The sequence below is a fragment of the Undibacterium sp. Ji22W genome (assembly GCF_049340305.1).
GTDB lineage: Bacteria > Pseudomonadota > Gammaproteobacteria > Burkholderiales > Burkholderiaceae_D > Undibacterium.
This window is the reverse complement of sequence record NZ_JBMPOU010000001.1, coordinates 483,508-508,525: the sequence shown is the minus strand read 5'-3', so window position 1 is coordinate 508,525 and position 25,018 is coordinate 483,508. Positions and strand designations below refer to the sequence as shown.

Annotated in this window: 17 protein-coding genes; 7 read left to right on the top strand and 10 right to left on the bottom strand. The window is 46.5% G+C overall.

Annotated elements, in window-relative coordinates; translation table 11 throughout:
* Positions 1–65: 65 nt before the first annotated feature.
* Positions 66–329 (bottom strand): 30S ribosomal protein S20, encoded by a 264-nt coding sequence (rpsT, locus tag ACO0KW_RS02050; protein ID WP_186890178.1) that lies wholly within the window; start codon positions 327–329, stop codon positions 66–68.
* 251 nt (positions 330–580) lie between these two features.
* Here rpsT and ACO0KW_RS02045 point away from each other — a divergent pair, with 251 nt between their 5' ends.
* From ACO0KW_RS02045 to parC, 4 genes are all read left to right on the top strand, one after another.
* The gene (locus ACO0KW_RS02045) at positions 581–1,186 is read left to right on the top strand and encodes a GNAT family N-acetyltransferase (protein ID WP_423050142.1); all 606 of its coding nucleotides are present in this window, start codon (positions 581–583) and stop codon (positions 1,184–1,186) included.
* A gap of 48 nt (positions 1,187–1,234) precedes the next feature.
* Positions 1,235–2,404 carry a vWA domain-containing protein gene (locus ACO0KW_RS02040; protein ID WP_423050140.1) on the top strand — a complete coding sequence of 390 codons (1,170 nt, stop codon included), beginning with the start codon at positions 1,235–1,237 and terminating at the stop codon, positions 2,402–2,404.
* 336 nt (positions 2,405–2,740) lie between these two features.
* Positions 2,741–4,732: a DNA topoisomerase IV subunit B gene (locus tag ACO0KW_RS02035; protein ID WP_423050138.1), complete on the top strand. Its 1,992-nt coding sequence runs from the start codon at positions 2,741–2,743 to the stop codon at positions 4,730–4,732.
* 222 nt (positions 4,733–4,954) lie between these two features.
* On the top strand, positions 4,955–7,282 hold the full coding sequence (gene parC, locus ACO0KW_RS02030; RefSeq protein WP_423050136.1) for a DNA topoisomerase IV subunit A: 2,328 nt from the start codon (positions 4,955–4,957) through the stop codon (positions 7,280–7,282).
* Positions 7,283–7,486: 204 nt separating this feature from the next.
* On the opposite strand, the gene ACO0KW_RS02025 is transcribed toward parC, so the two are convergent.
* From ACO0KW_RS02025 to hutU, 6 genes are all read right to left on the bottom strand, one after another.
* The gene (locus tag ACO0KW_RS02025; RefSeq protein WP_423050134.1) at positions 7,487–9,157 is read right to left on the bottom strand and encodes a diguanylate cyclase; all 1,671 of its coding nucleotides are present in this window, start codon (positions 9,155–9,157) and stop codon (positions 7,487–7,489) included.
* The gene (locus ACO0KW_RS02020) at positions 9,158–9,550 is read right to left on the bottom strand and encodes a response regulator (RefSeq protein ID WP_423050132.1); all 393 of its coding nucleotides are present in this window, start codon (positions 9,548–9,550) and stop codon (positions 9,158–9,160) included.
* Between the two features lie 223 nt (positions 9,551–9,773).
* Positions 9,774–11,015: an imidazolonepropionase gene (hutI, locus tag ACO0KW_RS02015; protein WP_423050130.1), complete on the bottom strand. Its 1,242-nt coding sequence runs from the start codon at positions 11,013–11,015 to the stop codon at positions 9,774–9,776.
* Positions 11,002–11,634 (bottom strand): HutD family protein, encoded by a 633-nt coding sequence (locus tag ACO0KW_RS02010; RefSeq protein ID WP_423050128.1) that lies wholly within the window; start codon positions 11,632–11,634, stop codon positions 11,002–11,004. Before ACO0KW_RS02010 ends, hutI begins: the two co-directional genes overlap by 14 nt.
* Positions 11,635–11,767: 133 nt before the next feature.
* Positions 11,768–13,309, bottom strand: coding sequence for a histidine ammonia-lyase (gene hutH / locus ACO0KW_RS02005; RefSeq protein ID WP_423050126.1), 1,542 nt, complete (start codon positions 13,307–13,309; stop codon positions 11,768–11,770).
* Between the two features lie 206 nt (positions 13,310–13,515).
* The gene (hutU, locus tag ACO0KW_RS02000) at positions 13,516–15,207 is read right to left on the bottom strand and encodes a urocanate hydratase (RefSeq protein ID WP_423050124.1); all 1,692 of its coding nucleotides are present in this window, start codon (positions 15,205–15,207) and stop codon (positions 13,516–13,518) included.
* A gap of 233 nt (positions 15,208–15,440) precedes the next feature.
* Here hutU and hutC point away from each other — a divergent pair, with 233 nt between their 5' ends.
* Both hutC and ACO0KW_RS01990 read left to right on the top strand, forming a co-directional pair.
* A complete protein-coding gene (hutC, locus tag ACO0KW_RS01995; protein ID WP_423050122.1) occupies positions 15,441–16,151 on the top strand; it encodes a histidine utilization repressor in 711 nt (236 codons plus the stop codon).
* Positions 16,152–16,239: 88 nt separating this feature from the next.
* On the top strand, positions 16,240–18,528 hold the full coding sequence (locus tag ACO0KW_RS01990; protein ID WP_423050120.1) for a patatin-like phospholipase family protein: 2,289 nt from the start codon (positions 16,240–16,242) through the stop codon (positions 18,526–18,528).
* Here the strand turns inward: ACO0KW_RS01990 and ACO0KW_RS01985 are convergent.
* The 3 genes from ACO0KW_RS01985 to ACO0KW_RS01975 form a co-directional block, all read right to left on the bottom strand.
* Positions 18,501–19,292 carry a helix-turn-helix domain-containing protein gene (locus ACO0KW_RS01985; RefSeq protein WP_423050118.1) on the bottom strand — a complete coding sequence of 264 codons (792 nt, stop codon included), beginning with the start codon at positions 19,290–19,292 and terminating at the stop codon, positions 18,501–18,503. The two genes, ACO0KW_RS01990 and ACO0KW_RS01985, sit on opposite strands and share 28 nt — an antisense overlap.
* Positions 19,293–19,322: 30 nt before the next feature.
* Entirely contained in the window at positions 19,323–20,099 is a 777-nt protein-coding gene (locus tag ACO0KW_RS01980; protein WP_423050117.1) for a hypothetical protein, read from the bottom strand.
* A 173-nt stretch (positions 20,100–20,272) separates the two neighbouring features.
* On the bottom strand, positions 20,273–20,659 hold the full coding sequence (locus ACO0KW_RS01975) for a hypothetical protein (RefSeq protein WP_186942816.1): 387 nt from the start codon (positions 20,657–20,659) through the stop codon (positions 20,273–20,275).
* Positions 20,660–20,998: 339 nt separating this feature from the next.
* Between ACO0KW_RS01975 and ACO0KW_RS01970 the strand changes: the two genes are divergently transcribed.
* Positions 20,999–25,018, top strand: a complete 4,020-nt coding sequence (locus ACO0KW_RS01970) for a two-component regulator propeller domain-containing protein (protein ID WP_423050114.1) — start codon at positions 20,999–21,001, stop codon at positions 25,016–25,018.

Sequence of the window (25,018 nt, the reverse complement as noted above, 5' to 3'; positions counted from 1 at the left end):
GCCTACAAGGTAGACAACTTATTTACTACGTTTGCGCCAATCAAGTCAGCGCAAGGCAAAAACAATTAAGCCAATGCTTTCAAAGCAGAAGCTAAACGGCTCTTATGACGAGCTGCTTTGTTTTTGTGGATGATTTTTTTGTCAGCAATACGATCGATCGTAGAAACAGAGTTCTGAAAGATCACTGCAGCAGCAGCTTTATCACCAGCTTCGATTGCCTTACGAACAGCTTTGATCGCTGTACGCAAAGTCGAACGCTGACTAGAGTTGTGTGCATTTTGTTTAACTGCTTGACGAGCACGTTTGCGTGCTTGTGCGGTATTTGCCATGAGATTTCCTAAACGTGGTCAACGCGACGGGTTCAAGATGTGGATTTCATTACCCACATGGCCGCGCCGCAAAATTCTGTACAGTTTTGCAGTATAACTGGTTTTAAAACCATGCGCAAGCCGCTTCTCGCTTTTCTTGCTAGTGAACCTCGTAGCACTACAAAATAGACAGCAAAACCGAGGCCTAGCACCAACAACCTATTCTCTCTAAAGCATTACAATAAGCACTCAAGCGTTCAATAGGAGTCACGATGTCACCAGGCAACATCACACTTACAGGTCAACACGCCAGACTTACACCGCTCTCACAAGATCACCTGAATGATTTGCAAGCTGCTGCCAGCGATGGGCGCCTATGGGAATTATTTTTCACTTCGGTACCGTCACCAGAAAATTTGATGACTTGGTTCAAGATCGCTACTGAGCAAAGCGACAAAGGACTAGCCATGCCCTTCACTGTTTTTGATCAGATTCAAAATAAAGTGATCGGTGCGACACGTTATTGCAATATTGACAGTGCCAACAAACGCCTGGAAATTGGTTACACATGGTACGCACAATCTTATCAAGGTAGCGCCATCAACACAGAATGCAAACTTTTACTATTGACCCATGCCTTCGAAGTGCTCGACTGCAATGCTGTGGAATTTCGCACAGACTGGTTTAATCAACGCTCGCAAAAAGCCATAGAACGACTGGGCGCCAAACGCGACGGTGTATTACGTAGCCATATGATTTTGCCAGATGGCCGTGTACGCGACACCGTAGTGTATAGCATACTCAAACATGAATGGGCAGGCGTGAAAGCGAATCTGGAATTCAAACTCAAACGCACACCCTCAACAATATCAAACTAACTATCAACCTAAGTACTAGCCTAAGTACTAACCTAAGAGAACAGCACAGTGTTAATCGACTTTTTCTTCACATTAAAAGACGCCAAACTTCCCGTGTCGATTAAAGAATTCCTGACATTGCTAGAAGCTATGCAACAAGGCGTCGTTGGCACTTCGGTCGATGAATTCTATTTTCTGTCGCGCACTATCTTGGTGAAGGATGAAGCCAATTACGATAAATTTGACCGCGCTTTTGGCCTGTACTTCAAAGGAATCAATACGATTTTTGAAAAGCATCCTGACATTCCGCTCGATTGGCTCAAGAAAAGATTAGGGCGTGAACTGACAGATGAACAAAGGGCTGCATTGGAAAAATTTGGCTACGACAAACTGATGGACAGGCTCAAACAATTACTCGAAGAACAAAAAGAGCGGCACCAAGGTGGCAATCGCTGGATAGGCACAGGTGGCACCTCCCCTTTCGGCAATGGTGGTGATAATCCTGAAGGCGTACGCATCGGTGGTAAAAGCGAAAGACGTTCGGCAGTCAAGGTCTGGGAAGCACGTGCATTCAAAGACTATGATACCGAACGTGAACTCGGTACGCGTAATATCAAGGTTGCTCTGCGCCGCCTGCGTAAATTCGCCCGCTTAGGTGCAGAGGAAGAATTGGCGTTAGATGCAACGATCAAAGCCACCGCGAACAACGCGGGCTACCTCGATATCAAAATGCAGCCCGAGCGCAAGAACAATATCAAGGTACTGATGCTGTTGGATGTCGGCGGCACCATGGACGATCACATCGCGCAGATAGAGGAATTGTTTTCGGCGGCAAAAACTGAATTCAAAAACATGGAATTCTATTATTTCCATAATTGCGTCTACGATTATCTGTGGAAAAATAATCACCGACGTCATTCAGAAAAATTCGCCACGTGGGATGTGCTGCGCAAATACACGCCTGATACCAAATTAATTTTTGTCGGCGATGCCACCATGAGCCCTTATGAAATTCTGCAGGCTGGTGGCTCAGTCGAATACAACAATGAAGAAGCTGGTGCGACTTGGATACAACGCTTCACAGCACACTTCCCCAAGTATTTGTGGCTCAATCCCGAACCCGAAGGAATTTGGCAATATCGACAGTCGATCGATATCATGCGCAAATTGCTGAGTAATCGTATGTTTCCGATTACTTTGTCTGGACTGGAACAAGGAATGCGCTTATTGAGCAAGTAGATAAGTAAATAAAGTAAGTAAGTTTTTTCTTAATTCAGATCATTTATTTTGCTTGTGCGAGTTAACCCGGAATTCGCAAACTACAGTTGCCCGCGATTGTTGAGCTTCGCTCCGCTCAGCACCAACCTACGTAGAGAACATTCGCATTGAACCAGTTTTTTTCACATCTATATCACACAGAATCAAATTAACTGTACATAAAACCAGTGTTTCACATTACAATAATTCGTCAAATCCTCGGTTTTCCGTGTACGATAAAAAAAGAAGCCCATCGCTCAAACTCGGGCGAAAGCAAATAAACAAGTCAATAGATTAATTTTTCACCCATTTCATCGCATGGCAACTAAAAAAACCACAACCCCATCCGACTACAGCGAATCATCCATCCGCGTCCTCAAAGGACTGGAACCGGTCAAACAAAGACCAGGGATGTACACCCGCACCGAAAACCCTCTGCATATTATTCAAGAAGTCATCGACAATGCCTCAGATGAAGCATTGGGTGGCCATTGTAAGAATATCCAAGTTACGCTCAATGCCGACGGCAGCATCAGCGTCGAGGATGATGGCCGTGGCATTCCTGTCGGTTTGCATCCAGAAGAAGGCGTGCCTACGGTAGAAATCGTGTTCACTCGCTTGCATGCTGGCGGCAAATTTGACAAAGGTTCAGGTGGTGCTTACGCCTTCTCCGGCGGTTTGCACGGCGTCGGCGTGTCTGTCACCAATGCGCTATCGAAACGTCTCGAGATCACCGTTTGGCGTGAAGGTGGATTGCATAATCTCGTGTTTGCCAATGGCGATGTGATCGAACCATTGAGCACTCAGCCTTTAGGTCGTGGCGAAAAGAAAAATGGTACCCGCGTTTCAGTCTGGCCTGATGGAAAATATTTTGATTCGCCAGCGATTTCTATCCCAGAAATGCAGCGTTTACTGCGCTCGAAGGCGGTGTTACTGCCAGGCGTTAAAGTCACCTTCAACAATGCAAAAACCGGTGAAAGCCAAACTTGGCAATACGATCAAGGCTTGCGTGGTTACTTGACTGAAGCTCTGACACAAGCCTCACATGGCGACTTAGTGATCCCTATGTTTGAAGGCGAACAATTTGCCAATGCCGATGCCGACGGTTTTGCTGAAGGTGAAGGCGCGTCGTGGGTTGTAGCATGGACCGAAGATGGTGGCGTCGTACGCGAATCGTATGTAAATTTGATTCCAACACCGGCAGGTGGCACCCACGAATCCGGTTTGCGCGAAGGATTATTTGGCGCGGTGAAAAGCTTCGCGGAGATGCATTCGCTGCTACCCAAAGGCGTAAAACTTTTACCGGAAGACGTGTTTGCCCGAGCCTCTTTTGTACTCTCGGCCAAGGTGCTAGACCCACAATTTCAAGGACAAATTAAAGAGCGTTTAAATTCACGCGATGCGGTACGTCTGGTATCAAGTTTTTCCAAACCACCTTTAGAACTCTGGCTAAATTCGCACGTAGAACTGGGTAAAAAACTCGCCGAACTAGTGATCAAGCAAGCGCAATCGCGTCTGCGTTCCTTGCAAAAAGTCGAGAAGAAAAAATCGTCTGGTGTCGCAGTCTTACCTGGCAAACTCACCGATTGCGAATCGAACGACATCACCCGCAATGAATTATTTTTAGTCGAAGGTGACTCTGCGGGCGGCTCTGCAAAAATGGGACGTGACAAAGAGTTTCAAGCTATTCTGCCACTACGCGGTAAAGTCTTGAATTCTTGGGAATCTGAACGAGATCGCCTGTTCGCGAACAATGAAATTCACGATATCGCCGTCGCAATTGGCGTTGATCCGCACAGTGTCAACGACACCATCGATTTAACAAATCTGCGTTACGGCAAAATCTGTATTCTTTCTGATGCGGACGTCGATGGTTCACATATTCAAGTCTTGTTGTTGACACTGTTCTTTAAACACTTTCCACAGTTAATTGCACGCGGACATATCTGCATCGCCCGCCCGCCTCTATTCCGTGTCGATGCACCGGCACGTGGCAAGAAACCCGCGCAAAAAATTTATGCATTAGATCAGGGCGAACTAACTGCGATTGAAGATAAATTGCGCAAGGACGGTGTTAAAGATGGTGCTTGGGCGATTTCCCGCTTTAAGGGCTTGGGTGAGATGAATGCCAACCAATTATGGGAAACGACGATGAACCCTGATACGCGCCGTTTGTTGCCGGTGTCTCTTGGTGAATTCGATCAGGAATTTTCGGAAGGCCGTTTCAATATGCTGATGGGCAAAGGTGAAGCTTCGGCACGAAAAGCATGGTTAGAAGAGCATGGGAACGAAGCCGAAGCAGACATCTAGCTTGTGGACTTCTAAAACCGCATACTTGGGCGAATTGCGGCGTTGCTTGTCATCGCAATACTCCAGTATTGCTGTGGGAAGCGCCTTGCACTTCATCCCAATTAAGCAGTTTTAGAAGCCCCAAGTTTCAGTGAAAATATAGGGCGGTGAAATCTGCCATTAGGTCACAAGAAGCACAAAAAAAACGCGGGTTGCACCCGCCCAAAATTAGATTGTAAGATTATGAGCGAACAAGCAAATTTATTTGACGAAGCCCCGAACAATAATGGTGGCAATGGTGGTGATAGCGAGACCTTGACGTTGGCGACTTTCGCTGAGCGCGCCTATCTTGATTACGCGATTTCTGTAGTTAAAGGTCGTGCATTGCCAGATGTCAGCGATGGACAAAAACCTGTGCAGCGTCGGATTCTGTATTCGATGAACGAGCTCGGTTTGAATTCCTCCGCCAAGCCGCGTAAGTCTGCGACGGTGGTTGGTGATGTCCTAGGTAAGCTGCATCCGCATGGCGATCAATCCGTGTATGACGCGATGGTACGTATGGCGCAGGATTTTTCTCTGCGCTATCCACTGATTGATGGACAAGGTAACTTCGGTTCACGTGATGGCGACGGCGCTGCCGCCATGCGATATACCGAAGCACGTTTAACGCCTATTTCCAAATTATTACTCGATGAGATCGATCTGGGCACAGTCGATTTTCAGCCTAACTATGATGGTTCATATCAAGAGCCGACTTTATTGCCGGGACGTTTGCCTTTCGTTTTATTGAACGGCGCATCTGGTATTGCGGTCGGTATGGCAACTGAAATTCCTTCACACAATTTGACGGAAGTTGCTAAAGCAGCAGTGGCCTTGATTCGCAATCCTAAGACCACGCATGCAGAATTAATGGAGTTCATCCCCGGTCCAGATTTTCCGGGTGGCGGGCAAATCATTACGCCAGCAGCAGCGATCAGCGATATTTACGCTAGCGGTCGTGGCAGTCTGAAAGTACGCGCACGTTGGAAGATAGAAGAACTGGCACGCGGTCAATGGCAAGCGGTGATTACTGAGCTGCCACCTGGCACCTCCTCACAAAAAGTGCTGGAAGAAATCGAAGAGATTACGAATCCCAAAATTAAAATGGGTAAAAAATCTCTGTCGCCAGAGCAAGTCAGCTTAAAGCAAGTCATGCTGTCGGTACTCGATGCTGTGCGCGATGAATCTGGCAAAGATGCGGCTGTGCGTTTGGTATTAGAACCAAAATCTAAAAACCAAGATCAAGCCGAATTTATGCAAATGTTGTTGGCGCATACTTCGCTCGAAACCTCAGCTTCGCTGAATCTGGTGATGATAGGTGGTGATGGCCGCCCACGTCAAAAACCACTCTCCGATATTTTGACGGAATGGATCAGCTTCCGTTTTGAAACCGTCACACGTCGCACTCAATTCAAACTGAAAAAAGTGAATGACCGCATTCACTTTTTAGAAGGCCGTGAAGCGGTACTGTTAAATATCGACAAGGTCATCAAGATCATTCGTGAATCGGATGAACCCAAGCCTGCGTTGATGGAGGCTTTCCGCTTATCGGATCGTCAAGCCGAAGATATTTTGGAAATCCGCTTGCGCCAATTGGCGCGCTTGGAGTCCATCAAGATACAGCAAGAATTGGCAGAATTACGCAACGAAAAAACCAGCTTGCAAAACCTTTTAGATGATCCTTCAGCCATGAAGAAATGCATCATCAAGGAAATCGAAGCGGATGCAAAACAATTTGGTGATGCTCGCCGTACCGTGATTGAAGAAGCACAACGCGCTTCAATTGAACAGAAAGTAATCGACGAGCCAGTCACCGTCGTCATTTCTGAAAAAGGTTGGGTACGCGCTCGCACCGGACATGAACACGATCCTGCCCAATTCACATTCAAAGCAGGTGACAGTTTATATGGCACTTTTGAATGCCGTACCGTCGATCAGCTCTTGGTATTTGGCTCAAATGGTCGCGTGTATTCCGTGCCCGTTTCAGCGCTGCCTGGTGCACGCGGCGATGGCGTACCTGTCACGACTTTGATCGACTTAGCGAGCGGGTCACGTATCTTGCATTACTTCGCAGGTAAAGCCGAGACTTCACTCTTGTTAGCCTCCACAGCTGGTTATGGTTTCACCGCTAAACTCAGTGATATGGTCGGCCGTATGAAGGCGGGTAAAGCCTTTATGACCTTAGATGATGGCGATGAACCGTTGGCACCAAGCACAATTTCTGAAGACGCCAGTGCGATTGCCTGCTTGTCTGAAAAAGGTCGCTTACTCGTATTTGGCTTAACTGAAATCAAACAATTATCGAGCGGTGGCCGCGGTGTGATTTTGATGGAATTGGAGCCCAAAGAAAAACTGATAGCTGCTACTGCGATCAGTCAAAAAGGCGTCAAGGTCAGTGGCATAGGTCGCGCAGCTAAACCGCAAGAAGTAAGTTTGAGCGCCAGTGGCCTTGCGATTCATATCGGCAAACGCGCACGCAAAGGTAAAGCTTTGGAATCTAAAATCAAAGCAAGTCATCTCAGCAAGAATTGAGGATGTTTGCAGCGAAAGTATCAGTGAGTCCTTCCGTTCGACGTTTTTTTGCGAACCAACACTAAGCCGCAACATCGCAATTAAGTCTTGATTGCACGCACAAATAAAAAGCCAGTACAAATTAGTTTGTACTGGCTTTTTATCTACGAATAATTATTTTTTCTTAAACAACCAATTAAACAAAAAGAAAAGAAAAATTAAGGCTTAGCTAGCTTGATCGCCTAATACAATTTGATTCTTACCACTGTGTTTAGCGCGATACAAAGCGGCATCTGCAATCGATATTAGGTCATCAGGACTGGTTGTCTGGCGTGAATCCGCGATGCCCGCTGAAAATCCTACACAAAATTCTCCCTGCTCTGCAAAATGATGAATTTGATTAAATGCCAGCCTCACTTTATCCAATACGATTTTTGCCACTTCGGCTGTCGTATTAGGGAAGATAACGATAAACTCCTCACCACCATAACGCCCCACGACATCACTTTTACGCAATCGCTGCTTGAGTAAGTGCGATAACGTTCGCAATACTTGATCACCGACTTGGTGCCCATAAGTATCATTCACTTTCTTGAAATTATCCAAGTCCAACATCGCCACCGATACAGCGGTAACGCCTCGACTAGCACTCGACATTTTTGCGATCAAATCTTCTTTGATGGCAGAGTGATTGTACAAGCCTGTTAATCCATCGCGCATTACCAAAGTGCGTAGAGCCCGATAGCGTTCGGCTCGAGAACTTAATGACGATACCAGTAACTCAGGTGAAATTGGTTTACTTAAGAAGTCATCTGCGCCGACCTTCACCGCTGCAATTTGTTTTTGCAAATTATTTTCACTCGACAAAAATACAATTGGCACGTCCAGATAGGAGCTGTCTTGTCGTATCACGGTAGATAATTCAACGCCATCACAATCGGGCATGTAGACATCCATCAACAACAACTCTGGACGAAAACTCGCCATCTGTTCAAGGACCAATTCGGGATCATTCAAGACTAATGTAGTCATTCCCGCGCCTTGCAATACCCGGCTGTAATACTGTGCAAGGTCTACGTCGTCGTCAATAATCATTATCCGAAAATGCCTTGGATTGGGGCGTTCCAAAATTTCTTCAATGCACTCCGTCAGAGCGAGCACATCTAAAGGTTTCAGAAAAAAAGCCTCACCGCCCGCACGTACAGCTCGCAAGCGGCACTCGAAACTGTTTGTTTGCGACGTAAATAGAACGGGAGGCAATGCAAGGTGTTGATTTTTCAAACGCACAACTTCATCAACACCAGCGAATACTTGCTCTTCAAATCCTGCATCCATGATGAGCAAAACCGGTTTGGTCGCTTGCAAAGCCAGCTCCAGCTTTGACAATTGTTGGATGCGTTGAATTTCAAATCCAAACTGCTCCAAAATTTGTATGATATCTTTATTTTCTTCAACTTCAGCGTCTACCCAGAGTATGGACTTTTTCTCTAGCGGAATTAAGGTCTTTGCAGCATCTCCCTGTCGCTCATTCACTTCCGCTTTAGCTTGTAATGCCGTTTTATAAGTCGATTCTGTATTCGCTAAATAACGCTCGATCTGGTCACTAAAATCCTTGATCCTAAAGGCTTCCCAAGGTTGACCGGAAATATACTCCTTAATTTTGGCCTCTAATTCACGTGCCGCTTCCCCCATCTCAGGGAACCCAAAAGTGCCGGCAGAGCCAGCCATCGTGTGCAAAAGTCGGTGCAATAAAATATAATTTTCACGATCCGAAGGATTGATTTGAAACCGTTGGTTGGCGACTTTGAGTTCTTCTATCTTAGAAGGCAGTTTAGCAATATAGACTTGAGCCAATGCCCGCAAAGCATCATTTAACTCTTGATCCCTGTCATTCACTTAGCTCACCTTGTCCCACAAAGCACGCGCCTGTCCAGCCAATGCCATAGGATCAAATGGCTTCGCAATCACACCGATCGCCCCCAAGGTGAAATAATAATCTTGTTCGTTAGACTGCACCTTGGCCGTCATAAATATAACTGGCGTGTTGGTTGTGACTGGTAACTTACGTAATTCAGACAGGGTCGTGGGGCCATCCATATTGGGCATCATGACATCTAACAGCAGCAGATCTGGTATAAATCCTTGCTCAATCGCAGCAATCGCTTCCGCGCCCGAACTGCAAGTTTTGAGTGTAAAGCCGCCGACAACTTCCAAGGCGATTTGTGCAACCGCCTGAATATCGAGATCGTCTTCTACGTACAAAATATTACTCAGTGACTTCTCTGGCATATCCATCCTTTAACAAAATACCATCCTCACGGCAAATTTCATACAAAATGAAAATTGCGGGACATATAACTGAATGTAATCATCATAGCCCGCAGGCAAATGTTGTCAAAGCAATTTCATCGGCTCGTGAATTATTTCCAACAGGAACGACTCATTTTTTATAAATAGACAAGGCACATTCCGTCATCTCAAGCACTTTTTGCCAGACTTTATATTTATCCGATCAATTCAGGAAGGTCTGTAATGAGCGAATCTGACCTGAAAATACACTTGTTACACAAGGATTCACACCAATCATATAGGCGAGATCTGCTGGCCGTACAATATTCCAGAGAGCGAAATCCGCCTGTTTCCCCACGGACAAACTACCGATTTGTTGATCTAATCCCAAAGCGCGGGCGGCGTGCATCGTCAAGCCTTGTAATGCTTCCAGTGGCGTCATGCGAAATAAAGTACATGCCATATTCATGGTTAATAACGGTGAAGTCATGGGTGACGTGCCAGGATTACAATCAGTCGCCAAAGCAATCGGCACCTCTGCTGCGCGTAAGGCGGCTAATGGTGGATATTTGGTTTCACGTAAAAAATAAAATGCACCAGGCAATAAGACCGCAACCGTACCTTGCTTTTGCATCGCAGTGATGCCCTCCTCGCTCAGGTATTCCAAATGATCGGCAGATAGACCTTGATACTTGGCGGTCAACGCTGCGCCACCCTGATCCGATAACTGTTCTGCATGTAATTTGACTGGCAAACCATGTTTTTGCGCAGCTTGAAACACACGCTCCGTTTGTGAGGGAGTAAAACCTATCTTCTCGCAAAAAACATCGACAGCATCCGCCAATCCTTCTGCCACAACCGCAGGCAACATGCGCTCACAAACTTCATCAATGTAATCGTCGGCTCGACCGGCAAATTCAGGCGGCAGAGCGTGTGCACCCAAAAATGTCGTGGTAACTCTGACTGGCAAATCGCGTTGAATCTGCCTGGCGACGCGCAAAATTTTTGATTCTGTCGCTGTGTCCAGACCGTAGCCTGATTTGATTTCGAGGGTCGTCACACCTTCGCGTAAACTGCTGAGTACACGTGGCAAACTGGCCTGCATTAATTCTTGTTCGCTGGCTGCGCGTGTCGCCTTGACGGTCGATACGATGCCACCACCTTGACGTGCTATTTCTTCGTAAGCGACGCCGTTTAAACGCGCCTCAAACTCATTGCTGCGATTGCCTGCGTACACCATGTGGGTATGGCAATCGATCAGCCCGGGTGTCAGCCAACATCCTTGGCCATCGTGCGTGGTTTGCGCTACATAGTCGACAGGCAAATCTTTTGCTGCGCCTAACCATGCGATCTTGCCATCCCTGACGGCAATTGCCGCATCACGAACCATGCCGTAACCGTTGCCAGACTCCATAGTTGCAAGATGTATGTTGAGCCAAACGCTATCCCATTTAGCCGAGTGCATGCGCGCCTCCATGCTGTTCATGATGATTTAGAAAACTAATCCGCATTATGTACAAAAAACTGCCCTCTTCCGCTTCAATATGACAGCGTATACCACTGGCTTCATGTTCTTCTTCCAATAAAACCAGATCACCCGCTTCCAATTGCGTCTGCTTAATCAATTGCGCTCGACCTTTTTCGCAGAAGATTAAGATTTGTTGCGCCTCTTCAGCATTGATCAGATGTTCACCGGCACTCAGAGGTTGCATGAAATGCTGGCACACATCACGGCGCGTCATCAGGTTTAAGTCAACGACAGTGCCATCTAGTAACTCGGCAAAAATATTATCTTCGCCAGAGAAACGATGCGGCAAACTTTCTTGGGTCAGCGTGACCATTTTTTCTGCTGTACTGCCAGCATCGGTTTTCAACACCAAGCCAGCACCAGTCAAAATTGCCAGACTGCGATCGATTTGTGCGAAGTGTGAGAACGGTCCATCCTGCGCGACGGTGGCAGTGCTTAAACGCCAGACAAAGTGTTCCATTTCTGCACCTTCAGGAAAGATCGCCAACTCGGTGGTACTGCCGCCACCATTTTTCCACGGCATCGTGCGGTAATCTTTTGCTGTCCATTTACGCATGGTTAGTCTCAATAATAGGTCAACTCAAAATCATAAATAAGCCGCAGAGGTGCAGAGCACGCAGAGATTTTTTTGATCAACTTCGCATACTCGGCGCCTCTGCGGCAAAAAACACTACAGCCTAAACCACAACTTAAGCCAAATACAAATGCCCATATAAGTCTGCACATTGTGCGCTTAAAGCACCTTCAACCACTAAAGATTTCGCTGCTTCAATATCCGGTGCAAAGAAACGATCCTTATCGTAGAACGCTACTTTGGAACGTAACAACTGGTGCACTGTCGTCAACTTATCCGACGTCTTCAGCGGCTGATGAAAGTCCACACCCTGCGCTGCCGCCAACAATTCTATGCCGACGATGGTAGCGGTATTGTGCGCCATCTCATGCAAACGACGACCAGCAAATGTCGCCATACTCACGTGATCTTCTTGATTTGCAGACGTTGGAATCGTGTCAACACTGGCTGGATGCGCGTGCGATTTATTTTCAGATGCTAACGCTGCGGCTGTCACGTGCGCAATCATAAAGCCAGAATTCAGACCAGATGACGGCACCAAGAATGGTGGCAAACCAGAAATCGAGGAATCAATCAACAAGGCGATGCGACGTTCAGAAATAGAACCAATTTCCGCGATTGCCAAAGCCAAAGTATCAGCGGCAAACGCCACTGGTTCAGCGTGGAAATTACCACCAGAAATCACTTCATTCGTATCAACAAACACCAAAGGATTGTCGGTGACAGCATTCGCCTCTGTCAGCAAAGTACGCGCGGCATTATTGATGATGTCCAAACATGCACCCATTACCTGTGGCTGACAACGCAAGCAGTAAGGATCTTGCACACGTTCGTCATTGACCAAATGCGATTGACGGATTTCACTGCCATTTAACAGAGTACGATAAATATTCGCTGTAGCGATTTGTCCTGGCTGGCCGCGCACTGCATGAATACGTGGATCAAATGGCGCATCGCTGCCTTTTGCTGCATCGACGGACAAAGCACCCGTGATGGTTGCAGCTTCTAACAAACGCTCGGCCAAAAATAAACCATTCAATGCCAATGCAGTTGAAACTTGCGTACCGTTGATCAAGGCCAAGCCTTCTTTCGCTGCCAATACGACTGGTGTGATACCTGCTTTTGCCAACGCCACTTTTGCATCGACCATTTGACCATCAACACGTACTTGACCTTCGCCCATGATCGCTAAAGTCATGTGTGACAAAGGCGCTAAATCGCCAGAAGCACCGACGGAACCTTTAACAGGAATTGCTGGCATGATGCCAGCGTTATAAGCCGCGATCATGGTGTTGATGACAGAAGCACGAATACCAGAAAAACCGCGCGCTAAGCTTGCAATTTTCATTGCAATAATTAAGCGCACCACATCGTCTGCGATCAACTCACCAGAGCCGACTGAGTGTGACAAGATCAGATTTTTTTGCAGTAGTTCTAAATCTTCATCTGGAATACGGGTTTTCGCGAGCTTGCCAAAACCGGTATTAATCCCGTAAGCCGCATCGCCTTTTGCGACGATACGATCTATCGTCGCAGAGGCTTCATTGATGGCGGCGTAGGCAGATTCTGCCAACGCTAATTTAAAAGGTTTTTGCCAGATCGCGCGCAAGTCCGCGAGTTTAAATTGACCTGGTTGTATGGTGAAAGTTGTGCTCATATTGGTGTCCTTTATTATCTTTGAATTCTATTTACCGCAGAAGTGTAGTGTATGAAAAGTCTCTTTTTGTCACTCCTGCGTAGGCAGGAGTCCAGTGTCTTCGATTACACCACCAAAGTCACTGGATTCCCGCCTTCGCGGGAATGACACTAACTAGCTAATCGCTTTTCTCTACGTACTCTGTGCCTCCGCGGCAAATAAACAAATTACTTAATCATCGGCAATTGCAAGCCATTACGCTTAGCACATGCCACGGCTTGTTCGTAACCGGCATCCGCATGACGCATGACGCCTGAGCCACAATCATTGACTAACACGCGCGCTAAACGTTTAGCTGCTGCTTCAGTGCCATCAGCCACAATCACCATTCCTGAGTGCTGCGAGTAACCCATCCCCACACCACCACCGTGATGCAAAGATACCCAACTCGCGCCGCCTGCTGTGTTCAAAAGAGCATTCAACAAAGGCCAATCAGATACTGCATCAGTACCGTCTTTCATACTTTCAGTTTCGCGATTTGGACTAGAGACAGAACCGGTATCGAGATGATCACGACCGATCACAATAGGTGCTTTCAATTCACCGTTTTTCACCATCTCATTGAAGGCCAAACCTGCGATGTGACGCTCACCCAAACCTAACCAGCAAATACGTGCTGGCAAGCCTTGGAAGGCAATCCGTTCACTCGCCATGTCCAGCCATTTATGCACGCCTTTATTCTCTGGAAATAATTCTTTAATCTTAGCATCGGTCTTACGAATATCTTCAGGATCGCCAGACAAAGCCACCCAACGGAATGGGCCTTTACCATCGCAGAATAAGGGACGAATATACGCAGGCACAAAACCTGGGAAATCGAAGGCGTTTTTGACGCCCGTATCAAAGGCGACCTGACGAATATTATTGCCGTAATCGACCGTTGGAATACCCATAGCGTGGAAATCCAACATTGCTTGCACATGTACCGCACAAGCTTGTGCAGCGTCGGCGGTTAATTTTGCATGCTGACTCACATCGTGTTGCGCTGATTTCCATTGCTCGACTGTCCAGCCAATCGGCAAATAACCGTTGATCAAATCATGTGCGGAGGTTTGATCAGTAACTAGATCAGGTTTGATGCCACCAGCTTTAGCACGCTTGACCAACTGTGGCAAAATTTCTGCCGCGTTACCGAGCAAAGCAATCGAGATCGCGTCTTTACGTGCGGTGTGATACTTGATCAGTTCTATCGCATCGTCGATGTCTTTCGCTTGCTTATCGACATAACGCGTGCGCAGGCGGAAGTCGATGCTCGATTGCTGGCACTCGATGTTCAAGGACACTGCGCCAGCAAAACTAGCCGCCAGTGGCTGCGCGCCACCCATGCCGCCTAAACCAGCTGTCAAGATCCAACGACCGCCCCAATCACCGCCAAAATGCTGACGACCGGCTTCAGCAAACGTTTCATAAGTGCCTTGCACAATACCTTGCGTACCGATATAGATCCAGCTGCCAGCGGTCATTTGTCCGTACATGAACAAACCCTTGCGGTCGAGTTCATTGAAGTGCTCCCAATTCGCCCACTTTGGTACCAAATTGGAATTGGCGATCAACACACGTGGAGAATCTTCTGTAGTTTTAAAAATACCGACAGGCTTGCCCGATTGAATCAGCAAAGTTTCATCTTCGCCCAAGTCTTTCAAACTAGCCAAAATCTGGTCATAGCATTCCCAGTTACGTGCAGCGCGACCGATACCGCCGTACACGACTAAGTGCTTAGGATTTTCTGCAACTTCTTTATCAAGATTATTTTGAATCATGCGGTAGGCCGCTTCGGCTACCCAAGTTTTACACACTTTTTCAGCGCCGCGTGGTGCACGGATTTCACGACTTGCATCCCAGCGTGGATCGTTATTCATAGCCTTCTCCTCAAGAATCGATTAATAAACGCATCTTTGCCTGATCACTTTGCTAACTTCAAAACATGTCGTTCAGATTAAGCGTAGCCGCGCAAAAATGATATTGAAACTTAATATGCTCCACAGTTTAAGTTGTATATACAACTTTTGCAAGCGACTTTTTTTGATTCTGTGCGAAAATATGAAAAATTTGCTTTTCTCTAATAATTACCTTTGGGCATGTAGGCTTAACTATGACGATTCAGTCCACCGCCACTCCTGTTTTTCAAACAATTAAAGATTTCCTGCTGCGTGAGATTCAGGCTGGCACTTGGAAAGAAGGTGATGCGATTCCATCTGAAGCCGCCTTGGCGCAGCAATTTAGTGTGTCGCGTATGACTGTCAATCGTGCAGTACGCGAACTGACCAGCGAACAGATACTGAATCGTATCCAAGGCTCTGGTACTTATGTCGCCCAACAAAAATATCAGGCTACGCTCGTCGCGATCAAAAGTATCGCGGATGAAATTCGCTCACGGGGACATGCACATCGCAGTGAACTTCATGAATTGCTTGAAGTCGAAGCCAACGAATCTCTAGCGCAGCAATTTCAAGTGGACCCTGGTTACCGACTATTTCATTCGGTGATTGTGCACTTTGAAAACGAGATTGCGATTCAAGTGGAAGATCGTTGGGTCAATTCTGCCCTAGCGGAAGATTATTTGAGTCAAGACTTTTCCAGCATCACTCCGAACGAATATCTGGTTGCAGTGGCACCACTACAAGGTGTCGATTACAGTATCGAAGCTGTGATGCCGCCCAAACACATCGCTGACATGCTGCATATTTCAACTAAAGAGGTATGCCTAGTTTTGCATAGAAAGACCCGTTCACAAAACAAGATTGCGACGATCGTCACCATGTGGCATCCAGGTGCACGCTATCAATTTACGGGTAGCTTCTAATTTCAGTTTAGCATCAAGATCTGGCAATATAGCCAGGTCTGACAATTGCACCACCAATCACATTGCTTAAGGACACTGAGTGAGAACTATGTTTAGTACTAAGATTACCCAGAAAATTCATCTCCTTAGTTTATCCATTGTTTGTAGTATTTCTTTGAGCACTTACGCACAAACGCCGGTACCAATCCAATCTCCCGTTCAGGAACAAGAACCTAAGCAATCACTCAAACTCGAAGAAAACGTCACGGCAATTAAAGAACGCCCCAAAGTCGCACTTGTGCTATCCGGTGGCGGTGCACGCGGATTTGCGCATATCGGTGTGTTACGTGTGTTAAAAGAAATGCGCATTCCTATCGATTTTGTAGTCGGCACCAGCATGGGAGCGGTGGTAGGTGGTGCCTATGCAGCTGGACGTTCAGTTGAAGACATAGAAGCAATCGTGCGCTCGACTTCATGGGAAAACGTGCTGGCGGATCGCCCTGCTCGCGATGCGCTCGATTTTCGCAGGCGTGAAGAAGATGTTGTACTGCCTTCGCGCATCGAATTTGCGGTCACTCGCTCTGGAATCGCCTTGCCCCCTTCTGCTGCTGGCAACGCAGCACTGGAGCAAGCACTGACACGCTTACTGCCAGCAGGCATGAAAAGTGAGCATGTGAATCATTTGCCGATTCCATTTCGCTCAGTTGCCTCCGATCTGGTCACCGGCGAAATGGTCGAACTGACAGATACACCGCTTTTCATCACTATGCGTGCCTCCCTCGCAGTGCCCGGCATGTTTGCACCTGTGCATGTCAACAACCGTCTCGTGGTCGACGGTGGATTAGTTCGAAATCTACCCATCGATATGGCCAAGAAAATGGGCGCAGATGTCGTCATCGCTGTGAATGTCGGCACGCCATTAGCAGAAGAAAAAGAACTAGGCAGTGCGATCAGCGTAGCGCAACAAATGATACAAATTTTGACCGAACAAAACGTGCAGCGCTCACTCAAAGAATTGCGCCCAAAAGATGTCTTAATCGCGCCGAATTTGAATGGCATCAATTTTCTCGATTTTAGCGAGCATCACAATGCCATGCTGGCTGGTGACATAGCAACTCGTCAAATGGAAAGCCGTTTAGCAAATTTGAGCAGCTCGGTCAGCGACTATCAACGCTACGAACAGCTGCGCACAGCAGAAGGCAATGCGCCAGATACCAGCTTAAGAATTGCAAGCATCGATATTCAAGGTACACAAAACATCAATCCGGAAATTTTACTCAAACAATCCGGCATCAAAGTCGGTGAAGTCACCAGCGAAGAAAAAATCATGCAGGTGACCGGCAAGCTCTATGGTCGTGGTGATATTGATCATGTTGAAGTTGAAATTGATGATCGCTTAGATGAGCGTGAAGTCACCATCAAGACACACGAAGCGGTCTGGGGTAAAAATCGCCTACGTGTTGGCTTAGAACTGTCCAGCGACTTCAAAGATACCCATAAATTTTCGCTCGGTGCGATGCATGTAGCAGCATCGCAAAATAGCTGGGGTGGAGAGTTACGCCTTGCTGGAAAAATCGGCTCCGACCGTGTTTTTGGAGGTCAATTCTTTCAACCATTAGGGGCAGGTAGCGAATGGTTTATAGCGCCTGCGGCACAAAGTGATTCATTGGCGGGAGATCTTTTTTCTTCGGGTCGAAAAATCATGCGGCTCGGCTATAAGGCAACGTCCTTCAACTTTCCTATCGGTCATCAAATCGGCAATTGGGGTGATGTGCAATTAGGTTTCCGACGTGAGCGTGCTGAAGTGAAGACTTTACTACCCGAAGCGGAGGGACCTGATTTGCGCGTGTTTCAATCGACGCAGTTCCTACGTTTCAGAGTCGACACTTTAGACTCATTGGCTTACCCCAGTCGTGGTAATTACTTAACCATGAACTGGGAACGTGCACTGGCACCGGATGGCTCTAAGAAAGCCATATTAAATTCTTCAATCATTGGCATGACTGCTTTTCAACGCGGTGAATGGGCGGGCCATCTGTATGGCGAATGGGCCAGATCACAAGGCAGCTTCGCCCCACTTTCACTCGGTGGATTTTTGCGTTTATCGGGCACACCTGCTGATTCATTATCGAGCAAAACTGTCGCATTGGGGCGGGTCGTAATGGCCCACCGAATAGGTAGTATGCCAGCCGCTCTTGGCGGCGCTGTGCGTCTTGGTTTCTCGGCAGAATTAGGCGGCGGTTTTGGTGAAGGGGAAGCGGTAAAATTCAGCAAAATAAAACGTGCTGGCAGTACTTTCGTCGCCTTCGATACGCGCTTTGGCCCCTTGTATTTTGGTGCTGGTTCTACGCAGGGCAGCGGTTCTACTTTTTATCTGTTCTTGGGCCCGATCTGGTGAACCACCCGTCCCTTCGTAGTCGCCATGGTGGAAGGTCTGCGTAAGGCAGTAAATGCAGAAAATTCCCAAGAACGGAAGCCCAGCATTAAGGTATAGCCATCTCGGTCTTCGGCCGGAAGACGACGGTCGTCGTGCTGCAGCCGAGCGATTTCTGCAGTAAGTTGCTGAATTTTCTGTTGAATTTCTTGCGCACTGTTTTTCGATAATCGGGCTGGTACGCACATCAAGGTTTCGCCAGTACCATCAAAACGCCCATTAAAATAATCTGCGACCACCACTTCTTTAAAGAAAGCTTGTATCGGTCCATCCGCACGCCAGCGAAATGCTGGTGAAACGCGCAAGCGATAACGATTCATGGGTTTGAGTTCTATCAATTCGTGTTTATCCAACTCGACCATACACAATATACATTCAGCCTCAGTCAAGGTATAAGTCTCAATGATTTGCTCAAAAGTCCAATGTCCAAGACAAGAAATCGCCACCAATAATAGTTTGGGATTATCCATTAAGGCACGTTCTTGAGACAACGTGAGGTTATCTGCTTGCGGTGTCACATCTGCAGCCTGACGCAATACATCTTCTAGAGAAATATCCGAGACTTTACAAATTTGTGCCATCCGCGACAAGGTCATATCTTTTTGACCGAACATACGTTTGATACTCGACTCACTCATATCAATCAGGTGCGCTAACTGCTTATATGTCATGCCGACACGACGCAATTCTGTACGTAAAACTTCTAACAACATTTCGGGAGAACTCATACTTCACTCCTGTTTAATTCAGTCAATTTACTATTTGATCTGTGCGGGTAAGAAATTAATTTCGCGTGCTGTCTTAGGGCCAATCACCACTTTGTTCAAATGACTGGGGATCACTGCATCAAATTCTGTCAGAGCTAGACGGCCTCCCATTATTTCGGCATAACGCTGAGGATGTAACGGGTTCTTTTCTGGTTCCGCATAGCCATCGGGGAAGCTAGGGAAATCTGTAGTTAAATTGTATTTATCCGTTGCACCTAGTGTATGTAAAAATTCGTGCGCAATCACGACATTATTTTTTTCGCGCATCTCAGCACTGGCAAATACGTTCACTTGTCCGATCAAGCCCTCCTGTAAAGCAGTTGAACGATGCACTTGCAATTGTTGCGGATCAAAGTACTGCAAGAACAAACGTACCTGGGTGCCAGGACCATGCACTTTTGCATGACGATAGGCCCACCATCTAAACTGCAAGCTCCACCACATCACTTCCAACATATTCGCATTTTCTGGTGGTGCTGGTGGTCTACTCAGTAATTTATTTTGCAAACGGATTTGTATTGAAGCGTGTTGACTTTTGCCGTATTGCTCTGCGGCAGTTAGCATAAATTTTTCGACTGACTGATATTCATCCACACTTAGGCCATTGATAAAGGCCTCAGACAATGCGCTGCCATCTCCGTTGATGGGATAAACATTCACCATCAGCGTGTATTTCCATTCTACTGATTGAATTCTGGCGCGATAAGCGGAATAGCTGACTGCTGCCAGGATGAACAGCAAAATAAAAATGCGCGTTGCTCTGAACATGTTAAAAATAGTTAAGAAAAATTATACCGATTGTAACTGATTGATATCAGCAACTACATCCACGATGAACTATATTTTCCGCGGCACCTTATTCAACTTCAACAAATGATGGGCAATAAAAAAAGCAGCCGAAGCTGCTTTTTAGGGAAAAGAAATCTGCGTAAAAGTCGCGATTATTTTTTCGCTTTTTTACCGGCAGCCGTTGCAGGCAGGTAAGCCAACGGATCATTCAAGCCACTTTCGTAAGCAGTCATCACTGTTTTTGGACGCAAACATGTGGCACCCAAAGTTGTGGAATCAGCCGATACTGAATTCACGCAAACCTGCAATTTCATGATTTTGCTTTGCGGAATACCAGCAGCTGCAGCGATGGAAACTACAGAGTGTTGATTTGCACCATTAGCAATCAATTGATCAACAGTTTTCTGCAAATTACGGCTGTTTGACAACGCTGTAAAAATACCATCTACCGATGTATCAACTGGCTTCGCAGCTTCAATTGCAGAAGCACTTCCAACCAAGGCCAAACCTAAGCATGCACCAACAAACATTTTCTTCATAGTAGTCTCCTTAATTTGACAAACAATTTTGCCTAACAGATTGATTCTAGTGAGTTTTTAGGGCACTGCAAAGAATTAAATGCAAAAACGTTTAAAAAAGATTTTGAAGTTAAATTTCAGACAAATAGTCTGTTTGAGTTTTGCGACAAAAAATACAAACTTGGGGGTTTTACAAGTTAGGTGTAGCCGTAAACTCTTGTTGCCTGATGCTTATTTTTCTATATCGAACTCCAACAACTATTTATTGACGTGCGCACTTCACGGGCATACATTGAATACACGCAAATTGGATGACATTCAAAAGAAAAAAAATACACAACAATAGATAGCATTAATCGCATGAACCGATTGTTAACACGCGTGCTCGCTATTCGAGAAGTCGACAGTCTTCTCGCACTCAACAAATTAGTTTTGTTGACGATTATCATTATCTTTATTTCTTCTTCAAACATCTACGCAAGTTCAAAGCAGAGTCTGCGTTTTACGCACATTTCACAAGAACAGGGATTAAACGACGGCTCAATTCCTGCCATTTTTCAGGATAAACATGGACTTATGTGGTTAGGGACTTCGACTGGTCTGGTGCGCTACGATGGCCGCCACGTTCGTCAATGGAGCTCAGATACCGAAGATCCGAATAGCTTGAGCAGCCCATTGGTGTCTGCTTTATTAGCGGGTCAACAAGATACATTGTGGATTGCCACGTCTGGCGGACTTAACCGCCTGAATATGAAAACCGAACAGATTGAACGCGTGCAAATGCCAGAGAATCTGTCTTTGCAGCAAAGGCGGATATGGGCGCTGGCGCCACAACGGGATAATAAAATCTGGGTCGCAACACAAAACCAACTCTATTTATTTGACCCGCACGCATTAACACCACAAGGTTTTCAGCCGTTTATGTTGGAGGGCGATCATGGTGCATTGATACGCGCCATGATCAGCGATGGGAACAGCGGGGTGTGGGTTGCCCTTGGTTCGCGTGTGTACCATCTCAATGCCAGCGGAAAGCTTACACAGAGATTTGACGCTGCGAGTTTACATCCACATCGGCAGCGACTCGATTTCTCTATCCGCGCTATGAGTTTAGATAGCGAAAATCGCCTATGGTTAGGCATGCAATCTGGCGTACAAATTTGGAATATTGATGACACACAAGCAAAACCCGATCCCATCATGGAACGCTTGCGATTACCACAAACCCGCGTTTTTTCAATTTTTTTAGATGAAGAAAAATCAATGTGGATAGGGTTTGGTGGCGGCGAATCACTTTATCGAATCCGCCTCAAATATGCTGAAAAGATTGAAACTTTTCGCAATTATCCAGCACTTTCCTCCAGCATCAGCAGCAGCTCTGTCGCATCGCTATTTCAGGATCGCAGTGGCACGCTATGGATAGGAACTTGGGGCTATGGAATTAGTCTGGTGGACTTACGTAGCCGGGGATTCACAAACTATTTTCATATCGAGGAAGAAAAAGCCAGTCTCAGCAATAATAATGTTGTTGGCATCAATCTCGATCAAAAAAATCATGCTTGGGTTGCGACTTATGGCGGCTCACTCAACTATCTCGACCTCAATAGTGGCATGGTCGAGCATTTCCCGCAAAGCGTCACTGGTGCTTTACACACCAAAACTTTGCGTCTACAAAGCGATGATAAACTCTGGCTGGGTGGTGACGATGGACTCTTTCTATTCAACCCTGTCAGCAAAAAAACAAAAAAAATTCTCCTAGCGCAAGATACTCCCGGGGCTAACTCGATCAGCGCCATCATCATTGATCGGCGAGGTGATGTGTGGGCCAGCAGCGGTAACGGCCTGTATCAAATTTCGCCTGATCTGAGAGTCAAGATCCACAAAGCAATTCCACAAAAGGCAGGCTCACTCACGCACGACACAATCGATTGCCTGTTGGAAGATAAGGATGGAAGAATCTGGATAGGGAGCAAAGGCGGATTACAAATTTGGGATCATCAGACCGCGCAATTTTCGCAGGCTATTAAACCCAGCCCCGAACTCAAAAATCCCACAGCGTTATCGATTTATGGCTTGCACCAAGATGCACAGGGAAGAATTTGGGTTGGCACCGCATCTGGGCTATATCAACTGATTAGAATTCAAGATCACTGGGAGTTAAAATCTTGGAGAAAAAACATGCCCGCTGGTTGGGTAATTACTATACAAGACGACGAGAATGGTGATTTGTGGCTTGGTGCAGAAGCCGGATTGGTTCACCTGAAAGTCGCACAAGAAAGCGTGCGAATCTACCCCAACTTAAATGGCCCTTTGAACGGCAGCTTCAGTTTTGGCGCTACGACAAAGGCAGCCGATGGCACGCTTTTTTTTGGCGCATGGGGTTTAATTGCCTTCCACCCTAAACAGCTCAAAGACAATGACACACGACTCAAAATTATTTTATCCGACATACTTGAATTCAATCGCTCTCTAAGGTCAGAAAGCGGGGCTGCCAATTCTGCAGATAATGCAATCATCAATACTCCGCAAAACATCGCTTCCTCTAGCAAAAGTAATTTAGCAGCGTTAGGAATAACTGGTCCATTGCATGAAGCGCACATGGTGTACCTTTCGCCCAAACAAAGCATGATCAGCTTTGAATTTTCCGCTCTGCAGTTTTACGACTACCGACAAAATCGCTACGCATGGAAGTTAGAGGGTTTTGATCACGATTGGATTTACGGTAAACCGGGTGAAGCTATCGCAACATATACCAATCTTGATCAAGGAAATTATGTCTTAATGGTTAAGGCGGCAAGCGGCACCGGGAACTGGAGCGATAGTCTATTACACCTGGACATTAAAGTTTCTCCACCATTTTGGAAGAGCTGGTGGTTTCAACTATTTATGCTCTTCAGCGTTTTTAGCTTACTGGCATTTTTTTACCGCCTACGCGTTGGACTCTTAAAACGCGCGCGCGACCAACTCGAATTGCAAGTCAATTTACGTACTCAGGAAGTCCGTGAACAAAAAAATCAATTGCGGCAAGAAAAAGTCATCGCAGAGCAGGAACGTGAAATCGCCGAAAAAGCGCGTGGCGACATCATCATCTTGAGTGAAATTGGACGAGAAATCAGCGCTTCTTTAGATATCGAAGCGATCCAAAAAGTCTTCTATGCGCACGTTGCCAAATTGATGGATGCGGATGTCTATGGCATAGGCATGGTTGATTGGGATGAGCGTATCGTCAGCTTCGACAAGGTACTAGATCGTGGCACACCCACTAAAAATTATTTTCTCAGTCTTGATGAAAACACAGAGCTAACATCGAGATGCATTTTACATGCCCAAGAACTTATTATTGATCAATTTGACGATGACAACAAGTTGGTACACCTCAGTCACCAAGAAACTCTGAACGGCAATCGCCAAGATGGCAGTGAAGTTACACGCACCAACTCGGGAATTTATGTGCCGATGCTCATTGACGATCAAGTAATCGGTGTCATCACCGTTTTAAGCGCCCGTCCGCACGCTTACAACTCAACTCATCTGGATATGCTGCGTACACTAGGCGCCTATGCGGCAGTAGCTTTAGACAAAGCACGCGCCTATGATAGGCTAAAACTGGCACAGACTAAATTGGTCGAGCAAGAAAAACTCGCCGCATTAGGCTCGATCGTCGCGGGCGTTGCGCATGAACTTAATACGCCGATCGGGAATAGCTTATTGGTCGCCAGCACACTCAAAGAACGCAATGACAACTTCATTTCTGCAATTCAAAGTGGCACCATCAAACGCTCGGAAATAGAAAAATTTTGCCAAACTTCCTCCGAGGCTGTTGATCTCATTGTGCGCAATCTCGATACTTCAGCGCAACTGGTGTCGAGTTTCAAACAGATTTCTACGGATCAGACTTCAAATCAGCGTCGCTGTTTTGATTTAGGAAAAATTTGTCAGAAAATGGTGCTGACGATGACGGCGCGGGTCAAGCGTGAAGGTCATGAGATCACCGTCAATATGGAAAACGCAATAGAGATAGACAGCTACCCCGGTGCTTTGTGTCAGGTTCTGAGCAATCTCATTATCAATGCCGTAGTACACGGCCTCGATACGATAAAACCTGGGCATATTGAAATTAGTGCAGAATTGAATAACCGAAATCGCGTTATCGTTCGATGCAGAGACGATGGCAAAGGGATACCAGAAAAACATCTTCATCGCATCTTCGAACCATTTTTCACCACCAAACTCGGGCAAGGTGGCAGCGGACTGGGGCTCCACATCAGCTACAACATCGTCAACTCGATACTGGGCGGAAGTATTTCCGTACAAAGTCAAGAAGGCAAAGGAACCTGCTTCACCTTGGATTTGCCGCTGGTTGCGCCACAACTTCAGGAATAA